This window comes from Streptomyces sp. NBC_00078 (assembly GCF_026343335.1).
GTDB lineage: Bacteria > Actinomycetota > Actinomycetes > Streptomycetales > Streptomycetaceae > Streptomyces.
Map to the genome: position 1 here is coordinate 8,372,225 of NZ_JAPELX010000001.1, position 17,809 is coordinate 8,390,033.

The 17,809-nt window shown below is 70.3% G+C and carries 15 protein-coding genes and 4 pseudogenes; 4 read left to right on the forward strand and 15 right to left on the reverse strand.

What is annotated here, in order from left to right:
• The 6 genes and pseudogenes from OOK07_RS38905 to OOK07_RS43535 all read right to left on the reverse strand — a co-directional run.
• Positions 1 to 1,260, reverse strand: a complete 1,260-nt coding sequence (locus tag OOK07_RS38905) for a nucleotide sugar dehydrogenase (RefSeq protein ID WP_266801295.1) — start codon at positions 1,258 to 1,260, stop codon at positions 1 to 3.
• Positions 1,260 to 2,030 carry a WecB/TagA/CpsF family glycosyltransferase gene (locus tag OOK07_RS38910; protein ID WP_266801297.1) on the reverse strand — a complete coding sequence of 257 codons (771 nt, stop codon included), beginning with the start codon at positions 2,028 to 2,030 and terminating at the stop codon, positions 1,260 to 1,262. The genes OOK07_RS38905 and OOK07_RS38910 overlap by 1 nt, the downstream gene beginning before the upstream one ends.
• On the reverse strand, positions 2,027 to 3,190 hold the full coding sequence (locus OOK07_RS38915; protein ID WP_266801299.1) for a hypothetical protein: 1,164 nt from the start codon (positions 3,188 to 3,190) through the stop codon (positions 2,027 to 2,029). Before OOK07_RS38915 ends, OOK07_RS38910 begins: the two co-directional genes overlap by 4 nt.
• A gap of 253 nt (positions 3,191 to 3,443) precedes the next feature.
• Entirely contained in the window at positions 3,444 to 4,031 is a 588-nt protein-coding gene (locus OOK07_RS38920) for an acyltransferase (RefSeq protein WP_405673709.1), read from the reverse strand.
• 8 nt (positions 4,032 to 4,039) lie between these two features.
• Positions 4,040 to 4,210 (reverse strand): hypothetical protein, encoded by a 171-nt coding sequence (locus OOK07_RS38925; protein WP_266801304.1) that lies wholly within the window; start codon positions 4,208 to 4,210, stop codon positions 4,040 to 4,042.
• Between the two features lie 42 nt (positions 4,211 to 4,252).
• A pseudogene (locus tag OOK07_RS43535) lies at positions 4,253 to 4,324 on the reverse strand (sugar phosphate nucleotidyltransferase); the annotation flags it as partial.
• Between the two features lie 273 nt (positions 4,325 to 4,597).
• Between OOK07_RS43535 and OOK07_RS38930 the strand changes: the two are divergent.
• Together OOK07_RS38930 and OOK07_RS38935 are read left to right on the forward strand one after the other, a co-directional pair.
• Entirely contained in the window at positions 4,598 to 6,658 is a 2,061-nt protein-coding gene (locus tag OOK07_RS38930; protein WP_266801307.1) for a galactose-binding domain-containing protein, read from the forward strand.
• A 27-nt stretch (positions 6,659 to 6,685) separates the two neighbouring features.
• Positions 6,686 to 7,291, forward strand: coding sequence for a TetR/AcrR family transcriptional regulator (locus OOK07_RS38935; RefSeq protein ID WP_266801309.1), 606 nt, complete (start codon positions 6,686 to 6,688; stop codon positions 7,289 to 7,291).
• 352 nt (positions 7,292 to 7,643) lie between these two features.
• On the opposite strand, the gene OOK07_RS43360 is transcribed toward OOK07_RS38935, so the two are convergent.
• On the reverse strand, positions 7,644 to 7,874 hold the full coding sequence (locus OOK07_RS43360) for a hypothetical protein (RefSeq protein WP_323178170.1): 231 nt from the start codon (positions 7,872 to 7,874) through the stop codon (positions 7,644 to 7,646).
• Positions 7,875 to 8,337: 463 nt separating this feature from the next.
• Here OOK07_RS43360 and OOK07_RS38945 point away from each other — a divergent pair.
• Positions 8,338 to 9,174, forward strand: a pseudogene (locus OOK07_RS38945) (integrin alpha); the annotation flags it as partial.
• Between the two features lie 170 nt (positions 9,175 to 9,344).
• On the opposite strand, the gene OOK07_RS38950 reads toward OOK07_RS38945, so the two are convergent.
• From OOK07_RS38950 to OOK07_RS38965, 4 genes are all read right to left on the reverse strand, one after another.
• The gene (locus OOK07_RS38950; RefSeq protein ID WP_266801316.1) at positions 9,345 to 11,072 is read right to left on the reverse strand and encodes a SpoIIE family protein phosphatase; all 1,728 of its coding nucleotides are present in this window, start codon (positions 11,070 to 11,072) and stop codon (positions 9,345 to 9,347) included.
• 304 nt (positions 11,073 to 11,376) lie between these two features.
• Positions 11,377 to 11,832 carry an ATP-binding protein gene (locus OOK07_RS38955; RefSeq protein ID WP_266801318.1) on the reverse strand — a complete coding sequence of 152 codons (456 nt, stop codon included), beginning with the start codon at positions 11,830 to 11,832 and terminating at the stop codon, positions 11,377 to 11,379.
• A 137-nt stretch (positions 11,833 to 11,969) separates the two neighbouring features.
• Positions 11,970 to 12,563, reverse strand: coding sequence for a hypothetical protein (locus OOK07_RS38960; protein ID WP_266801320.1), 594 nt, complete (start codon positions 12,561 to 12,563; stop codon positions 11,970 to 11,972).
• Positions 12,564 to 12,760: 197 nt separating this feature from the next.
• Positions 12,761 to 13,990 carry a PP2C family protein-serine/threonine phosphatase gene (locus OOK07_RS38965; RefSeq protein ID WP_266802234.1) on the reverse strand — a complete coding sequence of 410 codons (1,230 nt, stop codon included), beginning with the start codon at positions 13,988 to 13,990 and terminating at the stop codon, positions 12,761 to 12,763.
• A 196-nt stretch (positions 13,991 to 14,186) separates the two neighbouring features.
• Here OOK07_RS38965 and OOK07_RS38970 point away from each other — a divergent pair, with 196 nt between their 5' ends.
• Positions 14,187 to 15,326 carry a YihY/virulence factor BrkB family protein gene (locus tag OOK07_RS38970; RefSeq protein ID WP_406313064.1) on the forward strand — a complete coding sequence of 380 codons (1,140 nt, stop codon included), beginning with the start codon at positions 14,187 to 14,189 and terminating at the stop codon, positions 15,324 to 15,326.
• A gap of 67 nt (positions 15,327 to 15,393) precedes the next feature.
• Here OOK07_RS38970 and OOK07_RS38975 read toward each other — a convergent pair.
• The 4 genes and pseudogenes from OOK07_RS38975 to OOK07_RS38990 all read right to left on the reverse strand — a co-directional run.
• Positions 15,394 to 15,735, reverse strand: a pseudogene (locus OOK07_RS38975) (hypothetical protein); the annotation flags it as partial.
• Positions 15,736 to 15,772: 37 nt separating this feature from the next.
• Positions 15,773 to 16,591, reverse strand: a complete 819-nt coding sequence (locus tag OOK07_RS38980; protein ID WP_406313066.1) for an SDR family oxidoreductase — start codon at positions 16,589 to 16,591, stop codon at positions 15,773 to 15,775.
• A gap of 286 nt (positions 16,592 to 16,877) precedes the next feature.
• Positions 16,878 to 17,021, reverse strand: coding sequence for a hypothetical protein (locus tag OOK07_RS38985; RefSeq protein WP_266801324.1), 144 nt, complete (start codon positions 17,019 to 17,021; stop codon positions 16,878 to 16,880).
• 109 nt (positions 17,022 to 17,130) lie between these two features.
• Positions 17,131 to 17,621 (reverse strand): annotated as a pseudogene (locus OOK07_RS38990) (MFS transporter).
• Positions 17,622 to 17,809: the final 188 nt, after the last annotated feature.

Below are 17,809 nucleotides of genomic sequence, written 5' to 3' on the forward strand. Positions count from 1 at the left end.
CTAGAGCACCTCGATCGTGGGTCCGGACGGCAGCCGTCTGCGGCAGTCGAGGACGAAGGGAGCGTGCTCGGCGATGAGTTCGTAGTCGAAGCTGTCGTGGTCGGTGAGCAGGACCACCACGTCGGCGGCCGCCAGCTCCTTGGGCGTCGGTTCGACCCGGACCAGCCGGTTGTCCACCGGCAGGCCCTCCACGACGTGCGGGTCCGCGGCCCTGACCTGGGCCCCCATGTCGAGCAGCAGTCGGGAGATGCGCAGGGCGGGCGACTCGCGGGCGTCGCCGGTGTTCTTCTTGTACGCCAGACCGAGCAGCAGGATCCGCGAGCCGTTCACGGAACGGCGCCTGTCGTTGAAGAGGTCGCCGATCCGGCGCGTCACGTACTCGGGCATGTGGTTGTTGATGTCGTTGGCCAGTTCCACGAAGCGGAAGCTCTGGCCGAGTTCGCGCTGCACACGCCAGGAGAGGTAGGAGGGGTCGATCGGCAGGCAGTGGCCGCCGACACCCGGTCCGGGCGTGAACTTCATGAACCCGAACGGCTTGGTGGAGGCCGCGTCGATGGCCTGCCAGACGTCGATGTCCAGGTGGTGGGCGAACATGGCGATCTCGTTGACCAGCGCGATGTTCACATGCCGGAAGGTGTTCTCCAGCAGCTTGGCGAGTTCGGCCTCCTTGGGCGAACCCACCGGCACGACGGTGTCGACGAGTTGCGCGTAGAAGTCCTGAACGGCCTTGAGGGAGGTTGGGTTGACACCGGAGACGACCTTCGGGGTCTGCTGGAAGCCCCATACGGCGTTCCCCGGATCGATCCGCTCCGGGCTGTAGCCGAGGTGGAAGTCGCTGCCCGCGACCAGGCCCGAGCCCTCCTCCAGGATCGGCGCGAACAGCTCCTGGGTGGTGCCGGGGTAGGTCGTCGACTCCAGGACGACCGTCGCTCCGGGGCGCAGGTAGCGGGCGAGGGTGACCGCCGACTCCTTGATGTACCGCAGGTCCGGTGTGCCCTCGTGCAGCGGGGTCGGGACGGTCACGACGGCGATGTCGAAACCGCCGCAGTCACGCGCCGATTCACTAGGGCGGTAGCTTTCGTTGTCCAGTGCCGCGCGGATCCGCTCGGACGACACGTCCTCGACGAAGGACTCACCGGCGGCAAGGCTCTTGATCCGCCGGGCGTCGACGTCGTAGCCGATCACCTCGTGTCCGACCTCGGCGGCCCGAACGGCCAGGGGCAGGCCGACGTATCCCTGTCCGACCACGACGACACGCATCAGTGACTCCTGTTCGCGGGGACGGCCGACGGGGTGGGCCGGATCAGCTCGCGCGCCGTCATGAGGAGGAAGGAGACATTGGTGGTGAGATAGCGCCGGCCCAGGCGGCGCGGCTCCTGCAGCGCGCGGTAGAGCCACTCAAGACCCCACCGCTGCCAGGAGACCGGAGCCCGTTTGGTGACCCCGGCCAGGATGTCGAAGGAGCCGCCGACCCCGTGCACCACGCGGGCGCCCGTGCGGGCGCCGTGGGCGGCGGTGAAGATCTCCTTCTTCGGCGAGGTCATGCCAAGGAACAGCATCTGGGCGCCGCTTCGCGCGATGCCGTCCGCGATCGCCTCCTGCTCCAGGTCGTCGAAGTAGCCGTTGCGGCTGCCGGCCACCTTCAGACCGGGGAAGCGGTCGGCCACCCGGAGCAGCATCCGCTCCAGCACGTCCTGCCTGGCGCCGAGGAAGTACACGGGGATGCCCGAGGTCTCCGCCTCGGCCAGCAGCCGCAGGAACAGGTCGATTCCGGCCACCCGCTCCGGCAGCGGGGCACGCAGCACGCGGCCGGCCCACACCACGGCCTGTCCGTCGGCGAGGACGAGATCACAACCCGCCACGGCCTTGGCGAGCTGGTCGTTGCGCCGCATGTTCACCAGCTTCGCGGCGTTGACCACCCCGATCTCCAGCTGTCGGCCGTCCCGCACCGCCGCGAGGCAGCGTTGCACGGTCTCGTCCATGGTCAGTGGGTCCAGCTCGACCCCGAACAGCGTCCGACGCCCGCTCATATTCGGCCCCCCTGCCAGGCGTGGAGCATCCAGCCGAACTCGTACGGCCGGCATTCGCGATCCACGGACAGCGGGCGGTACACCCGGTCCAAGGACTTCAGCCGCAGGCCCGGAGCGACCCGGGTGGACAGACCCCGGGCGGCGCGTACGGCCTTCTTCGGGTCGCCCCGGTAGACCTTGCGCCAGGTGGCACCCAGCTCGTCGAGGATCATGGGCTCCCGGTGCTGCGAGCCGGCGAGTTCGGGTACGTCCGTCATCCAGCGCAGGCCCTTGCGGACCGCCGCGCCGAAGTCGGTGCCGCCGGCGTCGGCGAGGTCGAACAGCGCGGTCGGCGCCATCGCGTGCTGGTGGACGCTGTAGACCGGGTAGCCCTCCACGACACCGCCGGTGCGTGCGTCGTAGTGCCACCACCACTGGCCGCCGTCGCCCTGCAGCTCACAGATGCGCGCCGCGCACGCCTCGGACGCGGCCAGCGCCTCCGGGTCGCCGTCCCCGCCGGCGTGGGCGCGGGCCAGGGCCTGCAGCGGATAGGTCTGGTCGGCGAAGCAGCTCACATGCGCCCGGTACCAGGGCACCAGACCGGGTGCGGTGGCGTGCGGGAACAGCGGACTGTTTCCGATCCGGGCTCGCAGCAGACGGTCCCGAGCCGCGGTGAAACGTCTCTCCACGTCGACCGTGTCGCGAGCCGCCGCGAGGGCGGACAGCACCCATGCCGCCTCGACGGTGTACTGCGGCCGGCCCTCCACGTCCAGAGCCTCGACCCGTTCGAGGGCGTCGGACAGTTTGGGATGTTCGGTCTCGGCGGCGGACCAGGCGATGAGCGCCGCGTCGCCGAGGTTGGTCACCGCGGGCAGCGATTCGACCAGCAGACCCGCGAACTCCTGGGCCGTGCGCCCGCCGAGCACCGCACGCTGGCGGTCCTCGGGCAGATACCGGGCGCCCAGGACGGTGATGGCGGCGTAGCGGGTACTGGTGCCACGCCGTTCCAAGGTCCAGGAACCATCGGGGGCTTGCCGCCCGGCCATGGTGTGGACGAAGGCCTCCCCGCCGGGGAGCAGCATCGACGGCAGCCCCGACTCGGCGACTGCGAGCAGCCGTTGGGCGAGTGCGAGCAGCGGCGGGTCCTCGTCGCCGAGCGCCGCGAGACGTGTGTTGGTCATCGGTTGGACACACCAACCCCCTGATTTCGCGCAGAGTTGTGAGCGCCGCGACACGGGCGGTCGGGCGGTGGAGGCAAGGCAGACGTCAGGCCTCGGAGCGGATGCCGCTCCTCGCTTCAGACACAGGTGTTCCCACCCGGTAACCCCCCCTGGGCACTACTGGTTCGTGTGCTCATTGTGCTTGGGCTGCACAGTTCGCACACATGTTATGCCGGTGAATGTTCGAAGATTTGCGATTTGGCGGAAACCTGAGTCATGCGCGTTCGACGAGTTCGCCGTCCTTCTCGTCGTGCAGCGCGCCCGTCTCGGGGCACTCCCACGTGCCCGGTTCGCGCTCCCGCTCGACCAGTCGGACGCCGGCCCGGCCGACCCAGCCGATCCGGCGCGCCGGAACCCCGGCCACCAGGGCGAAGTCCGGCACGTCCCGGGTCACCACGGCACCCGCCGCGACCATCGCCCAACGGCCGACACGCACCGGCGCGACGCACACCGAGCGGGCCCCCAGTGAGGCCCCCTCGGCCACCGTCACGGCCACGGCCTCCCAGTCGCCACCGCGCTTCAACCTGCCCTGCGGGTCCACGGAACGGGGGAAGTAGTCGTTGGTGAGGACGGCCGCCGGACCGACGAACACCCCGTCACCGAGCACCGCGGGTTCGTATACCAGCGCGTGGTTCTGGAGCTTCACGTGGTCGCCGATCCGGACACCGGGGCCGACGTACGCCCCCCGGCCCACGATGCACCCGCTGCCCAGCCGGGCGTCCTCCCGAATCTGGGCAAGATCCCAGACCGTCGTTCCGTCGCCGACCGTGGCGCTGTCATCGACCTGGGCGGTCGGCTGCATCTTGAAGCTCACCGGGTTGAACCTTTCTTCTCGTCGAGCGGAACCGGAAACGCCGCCTCGCGCACCGCGCGCCAAGGACGGACGGGGTCGATTCCCGCCAGGTGCCGGCGCTCGTGCCCCAGGACGCTGTGCGAGCCGATGAAGCCGGCACCGCCGGTCACCAGGATTCTGGTTGTCATGAGGAGAGGCACCCCTGCTGTGGTCGCCGAGGACGAAACGGTGGGCGTCCGGAACGTATGAGTGAGGGGGCGCAAACGGGTACCTGGGCCACCGGACAACAGGAGCGCCGTCACGAGATCACCATACTTTCGGCGAACTCACCGAAGGAAGCATTCCGCTTACGGGCGGCTTGAACGGGGCGCCCGGCCTCGTCGTCGCCCCGGGCCGACGGCACCGCTGGACCCGTCGTCCCCGGCGTGCCGCCCATCGCCCCGCATTTATCAGGTCAAGCGTCCCGGACTCTTGACTCGTAAGGCGCCCGCCGCGATTCTCTCCATACATTGTGCGGGTCATGACAACCTCACGGGTCGGTCAATCCGCCATCTGCCGACCGAGGGACGTGGGCCGTGACGCTGACTCGACGCTGGTACCGCAGACGAAAGAACGTCACCGTGCTGTCGCTGCTCCTGCTGGTGCTGGCCATGGCCCTCGGCCCCACGCCGAGTTCGGCTGCCGCCGGCGACTGGTGGATCCCGGCCGCGCGCCCCCACCCGGACTCCCAGATCGATGTCACCGGCGAACCGTTCACCGGCACCGACTCGGCGGGCAAGGTGCGGGGGTTCGTCGACGCGCACAACCACCTGTTCTCGAACGAGGCCTTCGGCGGGCGGCTGATCTGCGGCAAGGTGTTCTCCGAGGCGGGGGTCGCGGACGCGCTCAAGGACTGCCCCGAGCACTACCCCGACGGCACACTCGCGATCTTCGACTACATCACCCACGGCGGAGACGGAAAGCACGACCCGGTCGGCTGGCCCACCTTCAAGGACTGGCCGGCGTACGACTCGATGACCCATCAGGCGGACTACTACGCCTGGGTGGAGCGGGCCTGGCGCGGCGGCCAGCGGGTGCTGGTCAACGACCTCGTCACCAACGGCGTGATCTGCTCGGTCTACCCCTTCAAGGACCGCAGCTGCGACGAGATGACGTCGATCCGCCTGCAGGCGAAGATGACGTACGCCCTGCAGGACTACATCGACAAGATGTACGGCGGCCCGGGCAAGGGCTGGTTCCGGATCGTCACCGACAGCGCGCAGGCCCAGGAGGTCATCAAGCAGGGCAAGCTGGCGGTCATCCTGGGGGTGGAGACCTCCGAGCCGTTCGGCTGCAAGCAGATCCTGGACGTTCCGCAGTGCAGCAAGGCGGACATCGACAAGGGCCTCGACGAGTTGTACGGGCTCGGCGTGCGCTCGATGTTCCTGTGCCACAAGTTCGACAACGCGCTGTGCGGCGTCCGCTTCGACTCCGGCGGGCTCGGAACGGCCATCAACGTCGGGCAGTTCCTGTCGACCGGTACCTTCTGGCAGACCGAGAAGTGCACCGGCCCGCAGCATGACAACCCCATCGGCAACGCGTCCTCCAGCGCGGAGGGGGACCTGCCGGCCGGCGTGAAGGTCCCCTCCTACGACAGTGACGCCCAGTGCAACAAGCGCGGGCTCACCGACCTCGGCGAATACGCCGTGCACGGCATGATGAAGCGCAAGATGATGCTGGAGATCGACCACATGAGCGTCAAGGCGGTCGGCCGGGTGCTCGACATCTTCGACGCCGCCTCCTACCCGGGCGTGATCTCCTCGCACAGTTGGATGGACCTCAACTGGACCGAACGCGTCTACTCGCTCGGCGGCTTCGTCGCCCAGTACATGCACGGTTCGGACGGGTTCGTCGCGGAGGCGAACCGCACCAAGGCGCTGCGCGACAAGTACCACGTGGGCTACGGCTTCGGCACCGACTTCAACGGCGTCGGCGACCATCCCGCCCCACGCGGCGCGGACGCTCCCAACAAGGTCACCTACCCCTTCAAGAGCGTCGACGGCGCTTCGGTCATCGACAAACTCACCACCGGACAGCGCACGTTCGACTTCAACACCGACGGCGGCGCCCACGCCGGCATGATCCCCGACTGGATCGAGGACATCCGCAAGAACGGTGGCCAGGACGTGGTCAACGACCTGTTCCGAGGCGCCCAGTCCTACCTCGACACCTGGGGTGCGACCGAGCAGCACCAGGCATCGGTGAATCTCGCCAACGGCAAGGCGGCGACGGCCAGTTCGTCCGAATGGAACCCCTTCACCAGCTACCAGCCGGGGCGGGCCGTCGACGGCGACAACGGCAGCAGGTGGGCGAGCGACTGGAGCGACGACCAGTGGTGGCAGGTCGACCTCGGCACCACCAACCGGGTCGGCCGCGTCACGCTGGACTGGGAGCGGGCGTACGGGAAGTCGTACCGCATCGAGGTCTCCACCGACGGCACGAACTGGCAGACCGTCTGGTCCACCACATCCGGCGACGGCGGCCTGGACACGGCCGAGTTCAACGCCACACCGGCCCGCTACGTCCGCATCCACGGCCTCGCCCGCGGCACCGGCTGGGGATACTCACTCAAGGAAGTGGGCGTCCACAGCGCCTGATTGAGGTATCGACAACCGAGGACACACATGGCACGCATGCCGTCGGCTCAGCGGCGCACACAGCTGACGGAAGCGGCGATACGGGCGATGGCCCGGGACGGCGTCGCCAAGACGACGACCCGGGCCATCGCCGCCGAAGCGGGCGTGTCCCTGAGCGTCTTCCACTACTGCTTCGACTCCAAGCAGACCCTCGTCGAGGCGGTCATCACCGCCCTCACCGACCACTCCGTGACCGTGGTCAAGCAGGCCCTGCGGCCCAGGACCACACTCGTGGAGACCGTCCGGGCAGGCTTCGAGGCCTACTGGGACCATGTCCGCGCCCATCCCGACGAACACATGCTGACCTACGAACTGACGCAGTACGCCCTGCGTGAGCCGGGGTTCGCACACCTGGCCCGACGGCAGTACGAGCTGTACGGCGACGCCTACACCGAACTGATCGGCCGGCTGCGCGGCAGCATGGACCTCCAACTCCGGGTGCCCGTCTCCACGTTGGCCCGCTATCTGGCCGCCATGACCGACGGCCTGACTCTCAACCACCTCGTTCTCGGCGACGAGTCAGCCTGGACGGACATCCTCGACACGGTCATCGACCACATCGCCGGGCTGGTCCAGGACGACGCCGAGGGGTGACCGTCCCACCGCGAACACGAGGCGCCGCGGACCAGGACGTCACGGGCCGGATCCGCTCCGCCCTCGACCAGCTCGTATGCGACGGCGGTGTCATAGGCGGCGACGGCGAGACAGAGCACGGGCAGGCCGTCTGCCGTGACCGTGTCCGGGGCGGCTCCCGCCTCCAGCAGCGCGCCCACGGTCCCTGCGTCTCCCCGCCGGACCGCCGCGACGAGCTGTGCACCGTCCACGCTTCGCTGTCTCCCCGTCTCGTACCGGATGCGCCGGGCGGCAGCCGAGCAGGTGGCACCGGTCCAGGTGAGGGTAGTTCGGCGCGGCCCCTGCCGCGACCGAATTCTCACGCCCGGCTGCGTCACTTGTTCAGGTCCTGGCCGACGTCACGCTCCAGGACGCGGCGGGCCGCCTCCGCCTCCGCGGCCGGCGGCGACAGTTCGTCGAGGGTGTCGAGGTCGTCGTCCGTGTCCAGTTCCCGCTCCCAGGCCGCAGCGAGGCGTTCCTGCTCCTGGTGTGGCCTGGCACCGACGGACTCCCGGTGCTCCGGGTCCAGGGCCGCCAGGAATCGTCCGACCGGGTTAGTCGACATGCTGGTCTCCTTGTCGCGGAAGGATGTGCCGTTCTGTCCCAGCATGGCTGAATGCGTGATGTCGGACACCAGGAGCGCCCCCACCGGGACGATCAGCGCCGCCGGCTGCCACTGTCTGTGGTCGGAGCCGATCCGGCCGTCCCGGCCGGGCCGAGCTTCTCCACCACGTTTCGCCGCCTGACCCGCACGGCCGTCGCGGAGTGGGCCGGTGCCGTCGTGGGCCGGGTTCCCCTGCGGGGTGATCGACCGGGTGTCCGGCTCACGCAACGGATGTCACCGGTGCGTCACAGCCCGCCCGGGCCCCACAACTTGAACCGCGCCCCTCGTGTCGAACCCTGCGTTGGCACCAAGACCAGTGCCGTCCGAACAGCTGACGGGCCATCAACATCCAACGGGGGAAACAGACATGAGCGTCGCCGCGCGCACCACCCGTCGTACCGCAGGCTCCGCCGCCGTCGCGGCCTACCTGACCACAGGCGACTACGACCGCGACGGTTTCGCCGACCTGGTCGTCTCCGGCTACAGCCCCGACGACGACTACGTCATGGGCTGGTCCGCCTACTACACGGGCGGTACCGGTGGCCTGAGCTTCGGGCGCGACCTGCACGGCGGCCTGGGCACGGCCTCCGGTGACATCAACGGCGACGGCTACGACGACCTCGTCGTCGGCCAGCTCAGCGCCGTGGACGAGCCCACCGGTGACGCGGACGCGCCCGGCGGCCTGGTCGGCGTCTACTACGGCGGCGAGGACGGCCCTGTCGGCACCCAGGGCCCCGGCACCGCCCCGCAGTGGTGGTCGCAGAACTCCCCGGGCGTACCCGGTGCGGCGGAGCAGGGCGACGACTGGGGCAACGACCTGTCCGTCGCGGACGTCGACGGTGACGGCTACGCCGACGTGGCCGTCGGCGCACCCGGTGAGGACGCGGACGTGGCCGTCGGCGCACCCGGTGAGGACGCGGACGGCGAAGCCGGTGCGGGCGCGGTGTGGCTGCTGCGCGGTTCCACCACGGGCCTGACCGGCACCCACGCCCAGTACTTCGACCAGAACACGCCCGGTGTCCCCGGCACCGCCGAGGCCGGTGACGGATGGGGCGCCCAGGTGCGGCTCGTGGACACCGACGGCGACGGGCGGGCCGAACTCGTGGCGGCCGCGCCCGACGAGAACGCCGGCGACGGCGCGGTGTGGCTGCTGCCCGCGAGCGGCAACGGGCTGCTCGCGGAAGGCTCCCGGTCGTACGGCGCCGCCGCCCTCGGCGGAAACGCCCACAACGCCCACTTCGGCGCGGTGATCGACGAGTAACCCTGGACGCTCGAACATGCTGCACGCCACGGGACCGGGCGGGCAGCCCGAGCGCGCCCGGTGCGCCCTGCACCGCCGCCGGTCCGGTCCGGTCCGGTTCGGGCCGTGCTCGTCAGGTGCCGGACGTGGAGGCTTCCGAGTCCTGGGGCCCTGGCAGCGGGGTGCATGCCTTACGGCCGGCCATTCTGCGGAGGTGTGCGCAGGGCGAGGAGGGCGACATCGTCCTTGCCGGGTGGCTGGACGCGGCGCAGGAGCTGGTCGGTGAAGGAGGCCAGGGGGCGGTGGGCGAGGGCGGCTGCGTGCTGCCGCAGCTGGTTCAGGCCGTCGTCGAGGGTGTGGCCCGGGGCTTCGATGAGGCCGTCCGTGTACAGGAGCAGGGTGGACTCGGGCGGCAGGAGGATGGTGGCGTCGGGACGCGGTGCGGTGAGTCCGGTGCCCAGCAGGAGACCGTGGCCGTCGGTGAGATAGTGCGCAAGGCCGTTGCGGGCGATGAGCAGGGGTGGAGGGTGGCCCGCGTTGGTCCAGGTCAGCTGCCAGCGACCGCCCCCTGTGTCGGTCAGCCGGCCGAAGACGAGGGTCGCCATGGTGACGTCGGTGATGCGCATGATCGCCCCGTCGAGTCGTTCGACGATCTGGCTGGGGGGTTCCTGCTGGGACCAGGCGTAGGCGCGGAGCATGTTGCGCACCTGGGCCATGCCGGCCGCGGCCTCCAGGTCGTGGCCGACGACGTCACCGATGGCCAGGGCGGTGGAGCCGTCGGAGAGAGTGAAGGCGTCGTACCAGTCGCCGCCGACCTGGGAGGCGTCCGGGGCGGGCAGGTAGCGGACGGTCATCTGCAGTCCGGGCACGCGCGGCATCTGGGGCAGCAGGTGGTTCTGCATGGTTTCGGCGACCTTGCGCTGTCGCTCGTAGAGCCGCGCGTTGTCCAGGGCGAGGCCGGCACGGCGGGCGATGTCCTCGATCAGGGGAAGGTCGGTGGTGGCGAAGTTCCCCGGTTTCTTGGCGCGGCCCAGGGTGAGGGCTCCCAGGACCGCGCGGCTGCTGCGGATGGGGGCGATGGCCGCGGAGTGGATGCCGGTGGCGTCGAACAGGCGACGCTGCTCGACGGCGATCCCGGAATCCGGGGCTCGCTGGTATGTCTCGGGTCCGGCCAAGGTGGAGGCTATGCCGCGCAAGGCCCGGGACAGAGGCATCGGCGACTCCTCCGGGACCGGTGGCATGGGGCCCTGCAGGTCCTCGTGGTACGTCAGCGTGTCCCCCTTGGCTTCGACCACGGTGGCGCGCCAGACCTCGTCCCGCTCGGTGATCAGATCGATGACGACCCAGTCGGCCAGCCGCGGCACGACCAGAGCCACCAGTCGGCGCAGCGCCTCGTCGGCGTCGAGGGTGGAGGTCAGCTGGGTGGTGGTCTCGGCCAGCAGAGCCAGTCGTTGGAGTTCGCTCAGCGGCGGGGCGCCCTGCTCCGGACGCAGACCGGTCGGGTGTTCCTGGCCGGGGGTGTGGAAGACGACGAGCGTGCCGGTGCCGTGGTCCTCGAAGGCGTACGAGGTGATCAGCCAGGAGATGCGGAGCAGCGAGCCGTCGGCGTGGGCGAAGTAGTCCTCGTCGGCCTGGGCGGGACGTCCGTCGTGGAACGCCTGGCGCATGCTGCACTGACTCGCGGGCAGCGGCTGGCCCTGGGGTCCGCGGTGCAGCAGGTCGTGGGCGTCCTGACCGACGAGGTCCGCGGCGGGCCGGCCCAGCAGGTGTGCGGCGCGGCTGTTGACGGCAGCGATATGGCCCCGCTCGTCCACGACGTAGGCTCCCGCCCCGATGGCCTCCAGCGCGTCGGCGACCTCGGCAGGCGGCAGGTACGGGGGCTGCCTCTGCTCGGTGTCGGTGCTCTCGGCTGCTGCCATGTCCTCGCCTCCTGCGTGATCGAGCTGCCGCCCCGCTCGCCGCTCGTACGGTCGTCGCCTGCCATCCTCGCCTGCCTGGTTACCCGTGTGCCCCGTCGCCGCAGAGAATCCGCACCAGCCGGTGCCTCGGATGGTCTGTACCCGTGGTGCGAAGGAGCGTGGCGGGCGGGTGCAGGCTGGGCATCGCCCAGTGGGTACCGGCGAGGTGCCGCCAAGGAGCGTCGACCCGCTCGGGCCATCCGGTCCGGCGCACCGCCGCTGCCGGCCACGTCACGGGAACCGCGCCCGTCGGTGCCCGACCGCATCACGAACTCTCGGGCGCCGGACCCGCCTGCCCGGGACGCGGCTGATCGGGGACCAGTCGCACCCATGCGGTGACCTGTTTTCCCGCGGGTCGTGCAGCGGTGACGAACCGGTCGCTGAGGGCGCGCACAAGGTGGAGCCCGTGGCCGCCGACACGCTGACGATCAGGCGGCTGGGCCGCGGGTTGCTCGCGGGACGTGTCCCACACGGTGACGGACAGATCGGTGTCGGACAGTTCCAGAACCAGACCGCAGGGGCCCGGAGCGTGCAGTATCGCGTTCGTCAGCAGCTCACTGATCACCAACTGTGCGTCCAGGACCGCCGAGGAGGGGAGCGGTACGCGACCCAGGCGCGCGGCGCGGTCCACGAGAGCTTGGAACGCACGACGCCCGTCCACCGCGCGCGCAGCGCCCTCGGCGAAGGCCACGCTGAAGTGCAGTGTTCGGTGCCCAGCCACGCGATGCTCATCTGCCGATCCCATTTGACTAAGTCGATGCACGGTCCGGATACCCCTCACCGGGAAAGCTAGACGCCGGATCCCGAGGCACTTGTGCCGCCGGCCGGACGGCCGCCCCACTCTCGTGCCCCGCCTGCTCAGCCCCGACCGGTCGATGGCTTCCCTCCGGCAACGTGCGCAGGTGTCGACCGCGGTGACGCCGCGGGGGAGAACAGCGCCGAGGCGGCCCTGGCGTGCAGGGAGTCCAGTGCCTTGATCTGCCGCTCCGCCCGCCGCAGCAGTTCCTCCAGCCGGGCGGAGTCCAGGCGTGGGTCCTCCGCTGAAGCCGAAAGCAGAGTGCGCCAGAGCATCGACTTGCCGCCGGCGCCCGTGCGTATGGTTTCGAGCTCGATCAGCACCGTGAGGCCGGAGCGACGCACCAGACGGCCATTGGGCTTCACCCGTGCGAGCTTCTCGCCCAGCCATGCCCCGTAGACCTTGTATCGCCGCGTGGGGACATTCAGGTCCGCCATCAACCTGAGCAGGGCCTGCCGGTCCTGAGAGATCTCCGTCGCCAGGCTCCGCAGTTCCGGGCCGTAAGCCGAATCACCGTGCTCCTGGACCATGCGGTGCACCAGTTCGGTGCCGCCCGTCGCGCCCGCCAGGTGATCGTTGAGGTAGACGCCGAGGGTCCTCTGCCACCCGGGACCCTCGCCGGGATTTGGTACGGGAGCATTCACGGGAGCATTCATCGTCTTCCTCCGCGCTCCGGGGCTTCTGACGATGAGCGAGTGCCCCTGTCGGCGCGGTCAACCGCACGATTCGGTGCATACGGCGATCAGGAGGGCAAACCGTCCGCAGTCTCCTCTGTCACAGGTGCAGGTCGAGGCCGTATCGCGCGTCGTCAGCTCGGGGGCAGGCGCACGATCAACAGCCGATTCGGCCGCCGTCACAGTCGGACCACGATCAGGGCGATGTCGTCGCGAGCTCCGCCGGACAGGCCGAGGCGGGCCAGCAGGGAGTCTGCTAGGCGTTGCGGGGACTGGGTGCTGCAGTGGCCGAGGACCTCGAGCAGTCGGGACAGCCCCGCATCGATGTCCTCGTCACGGCGTTCGATCAGGCCGTCGGTGTAGAGCACGAGGGTGTCGCCGGGCACGTACGGCTGGCCGGCCTGAGGACGGGGGACGTGGTCGGGACGGGCGCCCAGGGGCGGGTCGGTGGCCTTGTCGAGGAGTTCACAGCTGCCGTCGGGGTGCACCAGGACAGGTGGCGGGTGGCCGGCGCTGCTGTAGATGATCAGGTGGCTGCGGGGGTCGATCAGGGCCTTGGCGACGGTGGTGTTCAGCGCGCCCTCCACCGACCGGGAGTAGAGTCCCAGCACCTCCAGGGCCTGGGCGGGACGCTCCAGCGCGCGGATGGCGGCACTCAGTGCGCTGCGCAGCATGCCCATCACCGCGGCGGCCTCCAGCCCGTGTCCGACGACGTCGCCGACGGCCACCGCGAAACGGCCGTCGGCCAGGTCGACGAGGTCGTACCAGTCGCCGCACACGTTCAGCGACCCGGCCGCGGGCAGGTAGCGCACCGCGACGTTCTTGTGCCGGACCAGATCCGGCGCCTGCAGCATCGCCTCCTGCAGCGCGACGGCCACTTCACGCTCCCGGGTATGGGCCAGCCGCAACTCCTCGTTCAGCCGCTGCAACTCGCGTGCCCGCGCATAGAGTTCGGCCTCCAACGCCTCGCGCTCGGTCAGCTGTTCCGTCGGCGGCCGCCGTCCGGCTGGGCGCGTCTGTACGAACGCGGTCACGTCCTCCACCCGGTGGATGACCCAGCGCACCTTTCCGTCCGAGCCGAGGATGGGCGTGTTGATCGGCGACCACCATCGCTCCTCGAACGCCCCTGACGGGCCGCTCACGCGGATGTCGTACTTCTGCAAGGCCATCGTGTCCGGTGCCTGCGCGGCCAGGACACGGTGCAGCGAGGCGCTGAGGTTGCGTACGCCGTCGGCCTCCGGATCGGCCGGGTTGTCCGGGAAGGCGTCGAAGATGTGCTGTCCGAGCAGGTCATCGCGGGTGCGGCCGGTCGCCTTCAGGTAGGCCTCGTTGACCTCCACGATGACCAGGTCCGGGCCCAGTACTAGGTACGGGCTCGGCGTGGCGGCGAACAGGGCCGCGTAGTCCATGCCCACCACCGCCACCACCTCTGCACCCGGTACCGGCCCCACGTGTCCGGCCGGGGCCACCGCTTCCGCCGCTCCCTCCAGAGTGCCCCCACTGTGATCGCAAGCACCAGACATACGCACTGCGGGGGAGCCGCTCAGCCTTCGGCACCGGCCGATCGGAGCGTGAGGATGCCGCCGTGTGGATACCCGGGAGCGTATGACCCGAGATCACTCATTGAGCCACATCCATCGCAAAGCACGCCCCGACCCGCCACCCGATCGGGCCGATGACCGGGCCGACCGGCAGGCCGACCAGGAGGCCGGCGACCGGGCCGACCAGCAGGCCCAGCCGCGGGCGGATGCCCGCGAAGAGCGGTTCGGCCCCGGCCCGCAGGTGGAGCAGCGTGCCCCGGACACGCTCACCGACCTGCCCCGCCGTTCGTGGAGCGCCGCACTGAAAGGCAGCCTGCGGGAGTTCAAGGACGACGAGCTGACCGACCGCGCGGCGGCCCTGACGTACTACGGCGTCCTGTCCCTGTTCCCGGCCCTGCTGGTCCTGGTCTCCCTGCTGGGCCTGTCCGGCACATCGGCCACCGACAAGGTTCTGACCAACCTCCGGCAGCTGACTCCCGGCTCGGCCCGGGACATCCTCACGCGCGCGGTCGAACAGCTGCAGGGCGGCGGTGGCCTCGGATCGGCCATGGCCGTCGTGGGCCTCGTCCTGGCGGTGTGGTCGGCCTCCGGCTACGTCGCGGCATTCATCCGCACGTCCAACGCCGTCTACGACATGCCCGAGGGGCGCCCGGTCTGGAAGATCCTCCCCATCCGGGTCGGAGTCACCGTCGTGCTCATGGTGCTGGCCGTGGCCAGCGCGCTGATCGTCGTCTTCACCGGCGGTCTGGCCCGCCAGGCGGGCAAGGCGCTGGGCATCGGCGACACGGCCCTGACCGTCTGGTCGATCGCCAAGTGGCCCGTGCTGGTCGTCCTGGTGACGGTGATGATCGCGATCCTTTACTGGGCGAGTCCCAACGCCAAGGTCCGCGGCTTCAAATGGATCACCCCGGGCAGCTTCCTGGCCCTGCTGATCTGGCTGATCGCCTCCGCGGGCTTCGCGTTCTACGTCGCCAACTTCGCCTCGTACAACAAGACTTACGGCACCATGGCGGGCGTCATCGTCTTCCTGGTCTGGCTGTGGATCGGCAATCTGGCCCTGCTGCTCGGCCTGGAGTTCGACGCGGAGACCGCGCGGCAACGGGCCGTGGCAGGCGGGCATCCACCCGAGGAGGAGCCGTACGTCACTCCTCGCGACACCCGCACCTGGGACGACGAGGACCGGCGCCGCCTGGGCGGCTCCTGACCACCGCCGTTGGCATCCCTCCGCCTCCCACACCTCAGTGCCTCATCACCGCCTCATCACGGCCTCATCACCGGTGGACCGGTGCGGTGAGGCGTCGCAGTGCGGCGTGGGAGGGCGGGCCCCAGGCCGGTCTGCCCCCAGGGCGGCCGTGGACGCCGGCCTCTCCGATGTGGATGCAGAAGAGAGCGCGCAGCACCGACCAGCCGCGAGCGCGCCGCAGGGCCGCGGCGCGTCCGCGCTCGGCCGGTAGGTCTCGAGGTCAGGAAGGCGTCCAGGATGACGGCCGCCTCCGCGGCGTGAGTCGCGGGGGTGCGGTCAGCAGGCTCGCCCGGTACCCAGGTGGTGACGAGCCAGGGTCGCGGAAACCGTGCCGACGGCTCACCAGGCGCCGGGGCACGGGAATCTGCAGCAGCGCCGGCCCGCCTCGCGCGATCGCCTGACCGGGGTCAGGCGAATCCGCCGTTGCTCATCAGAAGCTGGCCGTTGATCCACTGACCCTCCGGCGAGCAGAGGAAGTCGACGAGGTGGGCGGTGTCCTGCGGGGTGCCGAGCCGGTTGAGCGGCGTCTGGCGAAGCACGTGTGAGCGCCCTTCGTCGGTCATCCAACCGGTGTCCACCGGCCCCGGGTTGATCACGTTGGCGGTGATGCCGAGGTGGGCGAGTTCGTGGGCGGCGGCCAGGGTGATGCGGTCGAGGGCGCCCTTGCTGGCGCCGTAGGGCATGTTGCCCACGGTGTGGTCGCTGGTCAGGCTGATGATCCGGCCGCTGCCCGGGGCGGCCGCGAACCGCCGGCCGTACTCCCGGATCAGCAGCCAGGTGGCGCGCGCATTGACCGTGAAGTGCCGGTCGAAGCTCTCGACGGTGGTGTCGAGCAGACCGGAGGCGACCGATTCACAGTGGCACATCACCAGGGCGGAGACGCTGCCCAGGGTGCCTTCGACCTCGTCGAAGACGCGCGCCGGAGTGTCCGGGTCGGCCAGGTCCGCCTCGACGGCGGTGGTGGCGGCACCGTTGTCCTTGAGGGCGTCGGCGATCGCATCGGTTGCGCCGGACTCGCGGCCCCAGGTCATGCGCTCGTCATAGGGGGCCCAGTAAGTGAAGGCGACGTCCCAGCCGGAGGCGGCCAGCCGGCGGGCGATGCCCGCGCCGATGCCGACGGTGCGACCCACACCGGTGACCAGGGCGAGCGGGCGGACCGACGGGTGGGGCGGCTCGGGAGTGGGATCTTCCTGGCCGAGGTGTCCTTGGCTGCTGTTCGTTGTCACAGTCCGGGATCGTCCACGATCGGAACCAGCCGGGGCAACTGCCTTTTCGTCAGATGGAGTTGGCCCGCCGAACGACCGTCCCGGTCATGACCGGGCCACGGCGGTCACCCGATGAGGTCCATGTCCACCGCCGACGGCCGGACCAGCCGGCAACCTTGCTGGGTGACGCGGGATTCGAGATCGAGGCCCAGCTGCCGCTCGACCCGGACGGTGCAGCTCCACGAGCGGTCCTCTTCGCACGCCGGGAGCCTCGCCGGTAGTTCGGGGGCCGCGGACGGACCCGGCGCTACAGCAGGCCGATATTGGTGAGCGGGAAGTTCCAGTCGTTGCTCTCGACATCGCCGCGGCCGTCCTGAGCCACGGCCGGTGCCGCGAACAGGATCAGCCCGGCGACGGCGGCGGCCAGAACGGCGATCACACGACGCTTCACGGTTCCTCCTCTACGACGGCGGCAGCGACCACCCTGTGCCGGGCGGGCGGCTCCGCCCGCCCGGACACGCCGCTCGGCCCGTGGATTCAGCCGACCGGTGGCGGCGGCCCTACGCCACGGCCTCCACTCCGCAACCGAGCAGTCGGCCGCCGACGAGCACCGCGCAGGCCCCGACGGTCAGCAGCCCACCGGCGAGGAAGGTGCCCCGCACGCCGGCGAGCGGCAGGACCAGTCCACCGAGCGCGGCGCCCGCCGCGATACCGGCGTTGTAGGCACCGGAGTTCGCCGCGAGCGCGATGTCCGTGCGTCCCGGCGCGCACTGCAGCATCGCGTTCTGGGCGGTCATGAACACCGGCCCGAGTGCACCGCCCATCAGCGACTGGACACGGCCAGCGCGGCCAGCAGTCCGGTGAGCACATGACGTCGGGGCACGGCCCGTACGACGTGGGCGAGCGGCAGGGACGCGACCGCCACTGTCAGGCCATAGCCGGTGATCAGAAGACCGGCCGCCGACAGGGACACCCGCAGGCTCCCGGAGATGAGGTCCAGCAGACCGATCGGCAGGTTCTCCGCCGTGTTGAACGTGAACGCGGCCAGCATCAGCGCTCCGAGCACCGCCGGTCTCCGCCATGGAGCCGACGGCCACCCGACCTCACCGGTTGTTCCCGCGCCCGCCCGTTGCGCCTGCTCTGTGGACCCTTCCATGCCACAAGCCCAACGGACTCACGGGCCTGGCCGCAACCGAATTCATCTGCCGCCGGGAGCGGCGGACCAGGTGCTCACCCGCC

Coding starts and splice junctions, on each gene's coding strand:
- OOK07_RS38905 (WP_266801295.1), bottom strand. CDS start 1,260: ATGCGTGTCGTCGTGGTCGGACAGGGATACGTCGGCCTGCCCCTGGCC.
- OOK07_RS38910 (WP_266801297.1), bottom strand. CDS start 2,030: ATGAGCGGGCGTCGGACGCTGTTCGGGGTCGAGCTGGACCCACTGACC.
- OOK07_RS38915 (WP_266801299.1), bottom strand. CDS start 3,190: ATGACCAACACACGTCTCGCGGCGCTCGGCGACGAGGACCCGCCGCTG.
- OOK07_RS38920 (WP_405673709.1), bottom strand. CDS start 4,031: ATGCAGCCGACCGCCCAGGTCGATGACAGCGCCACGGTCGGCGACGGA.
- OOK07_RS38925 (WP_266801304.1), bottom strand. CDS start 4,210: ATGACAACCAGAATCCTGGTGACCGGCGGTGCCGGCTTCATCGGCTCG.
- OOK07_RS38935 (WP_266801309.1), top strand. CDS start 6,686: ATGGCACGCATGCCGTCGGCTCAGCGGCGCACACAGCTGACGGAAGCG.
- OOK07_RS43360 (WP_323178170.1), bottom strand. CDS start 7,874: ATGTCGACTAACCCGGTCGGACGATTCCTGGCGGCCCTGGACCCGGAG.
- OOK07_RS38950 (WP_266801316.1), bottom strand. CDS start 11,072: ATGGCAGCAGCCGAGAGCACCGACACCGAGCAGAGGCAGCCCCCGTAC.
- OOK07_RS38960 (WP_266801320.1), bottom strand. CDS start 12,563: ATGAATGCTCCCGTGAATGCTCCCGTACCAAATCCCGGCGAGGGTCCC.
- OOK07_RS38965 (WP_266802234.1), bottom strand. CDS start 13,990: ATGGACTACGCGGCCCTGTTCGCCGCCACGCCGAGCCCGTACCTAGTA.
- OOK07_RS38970 (WP_406313064.1), top strand. CDS start 14,187: ATGACCCGAGATCACTCATTGAGCCACATCCATCGCAAAGCACGCCCC.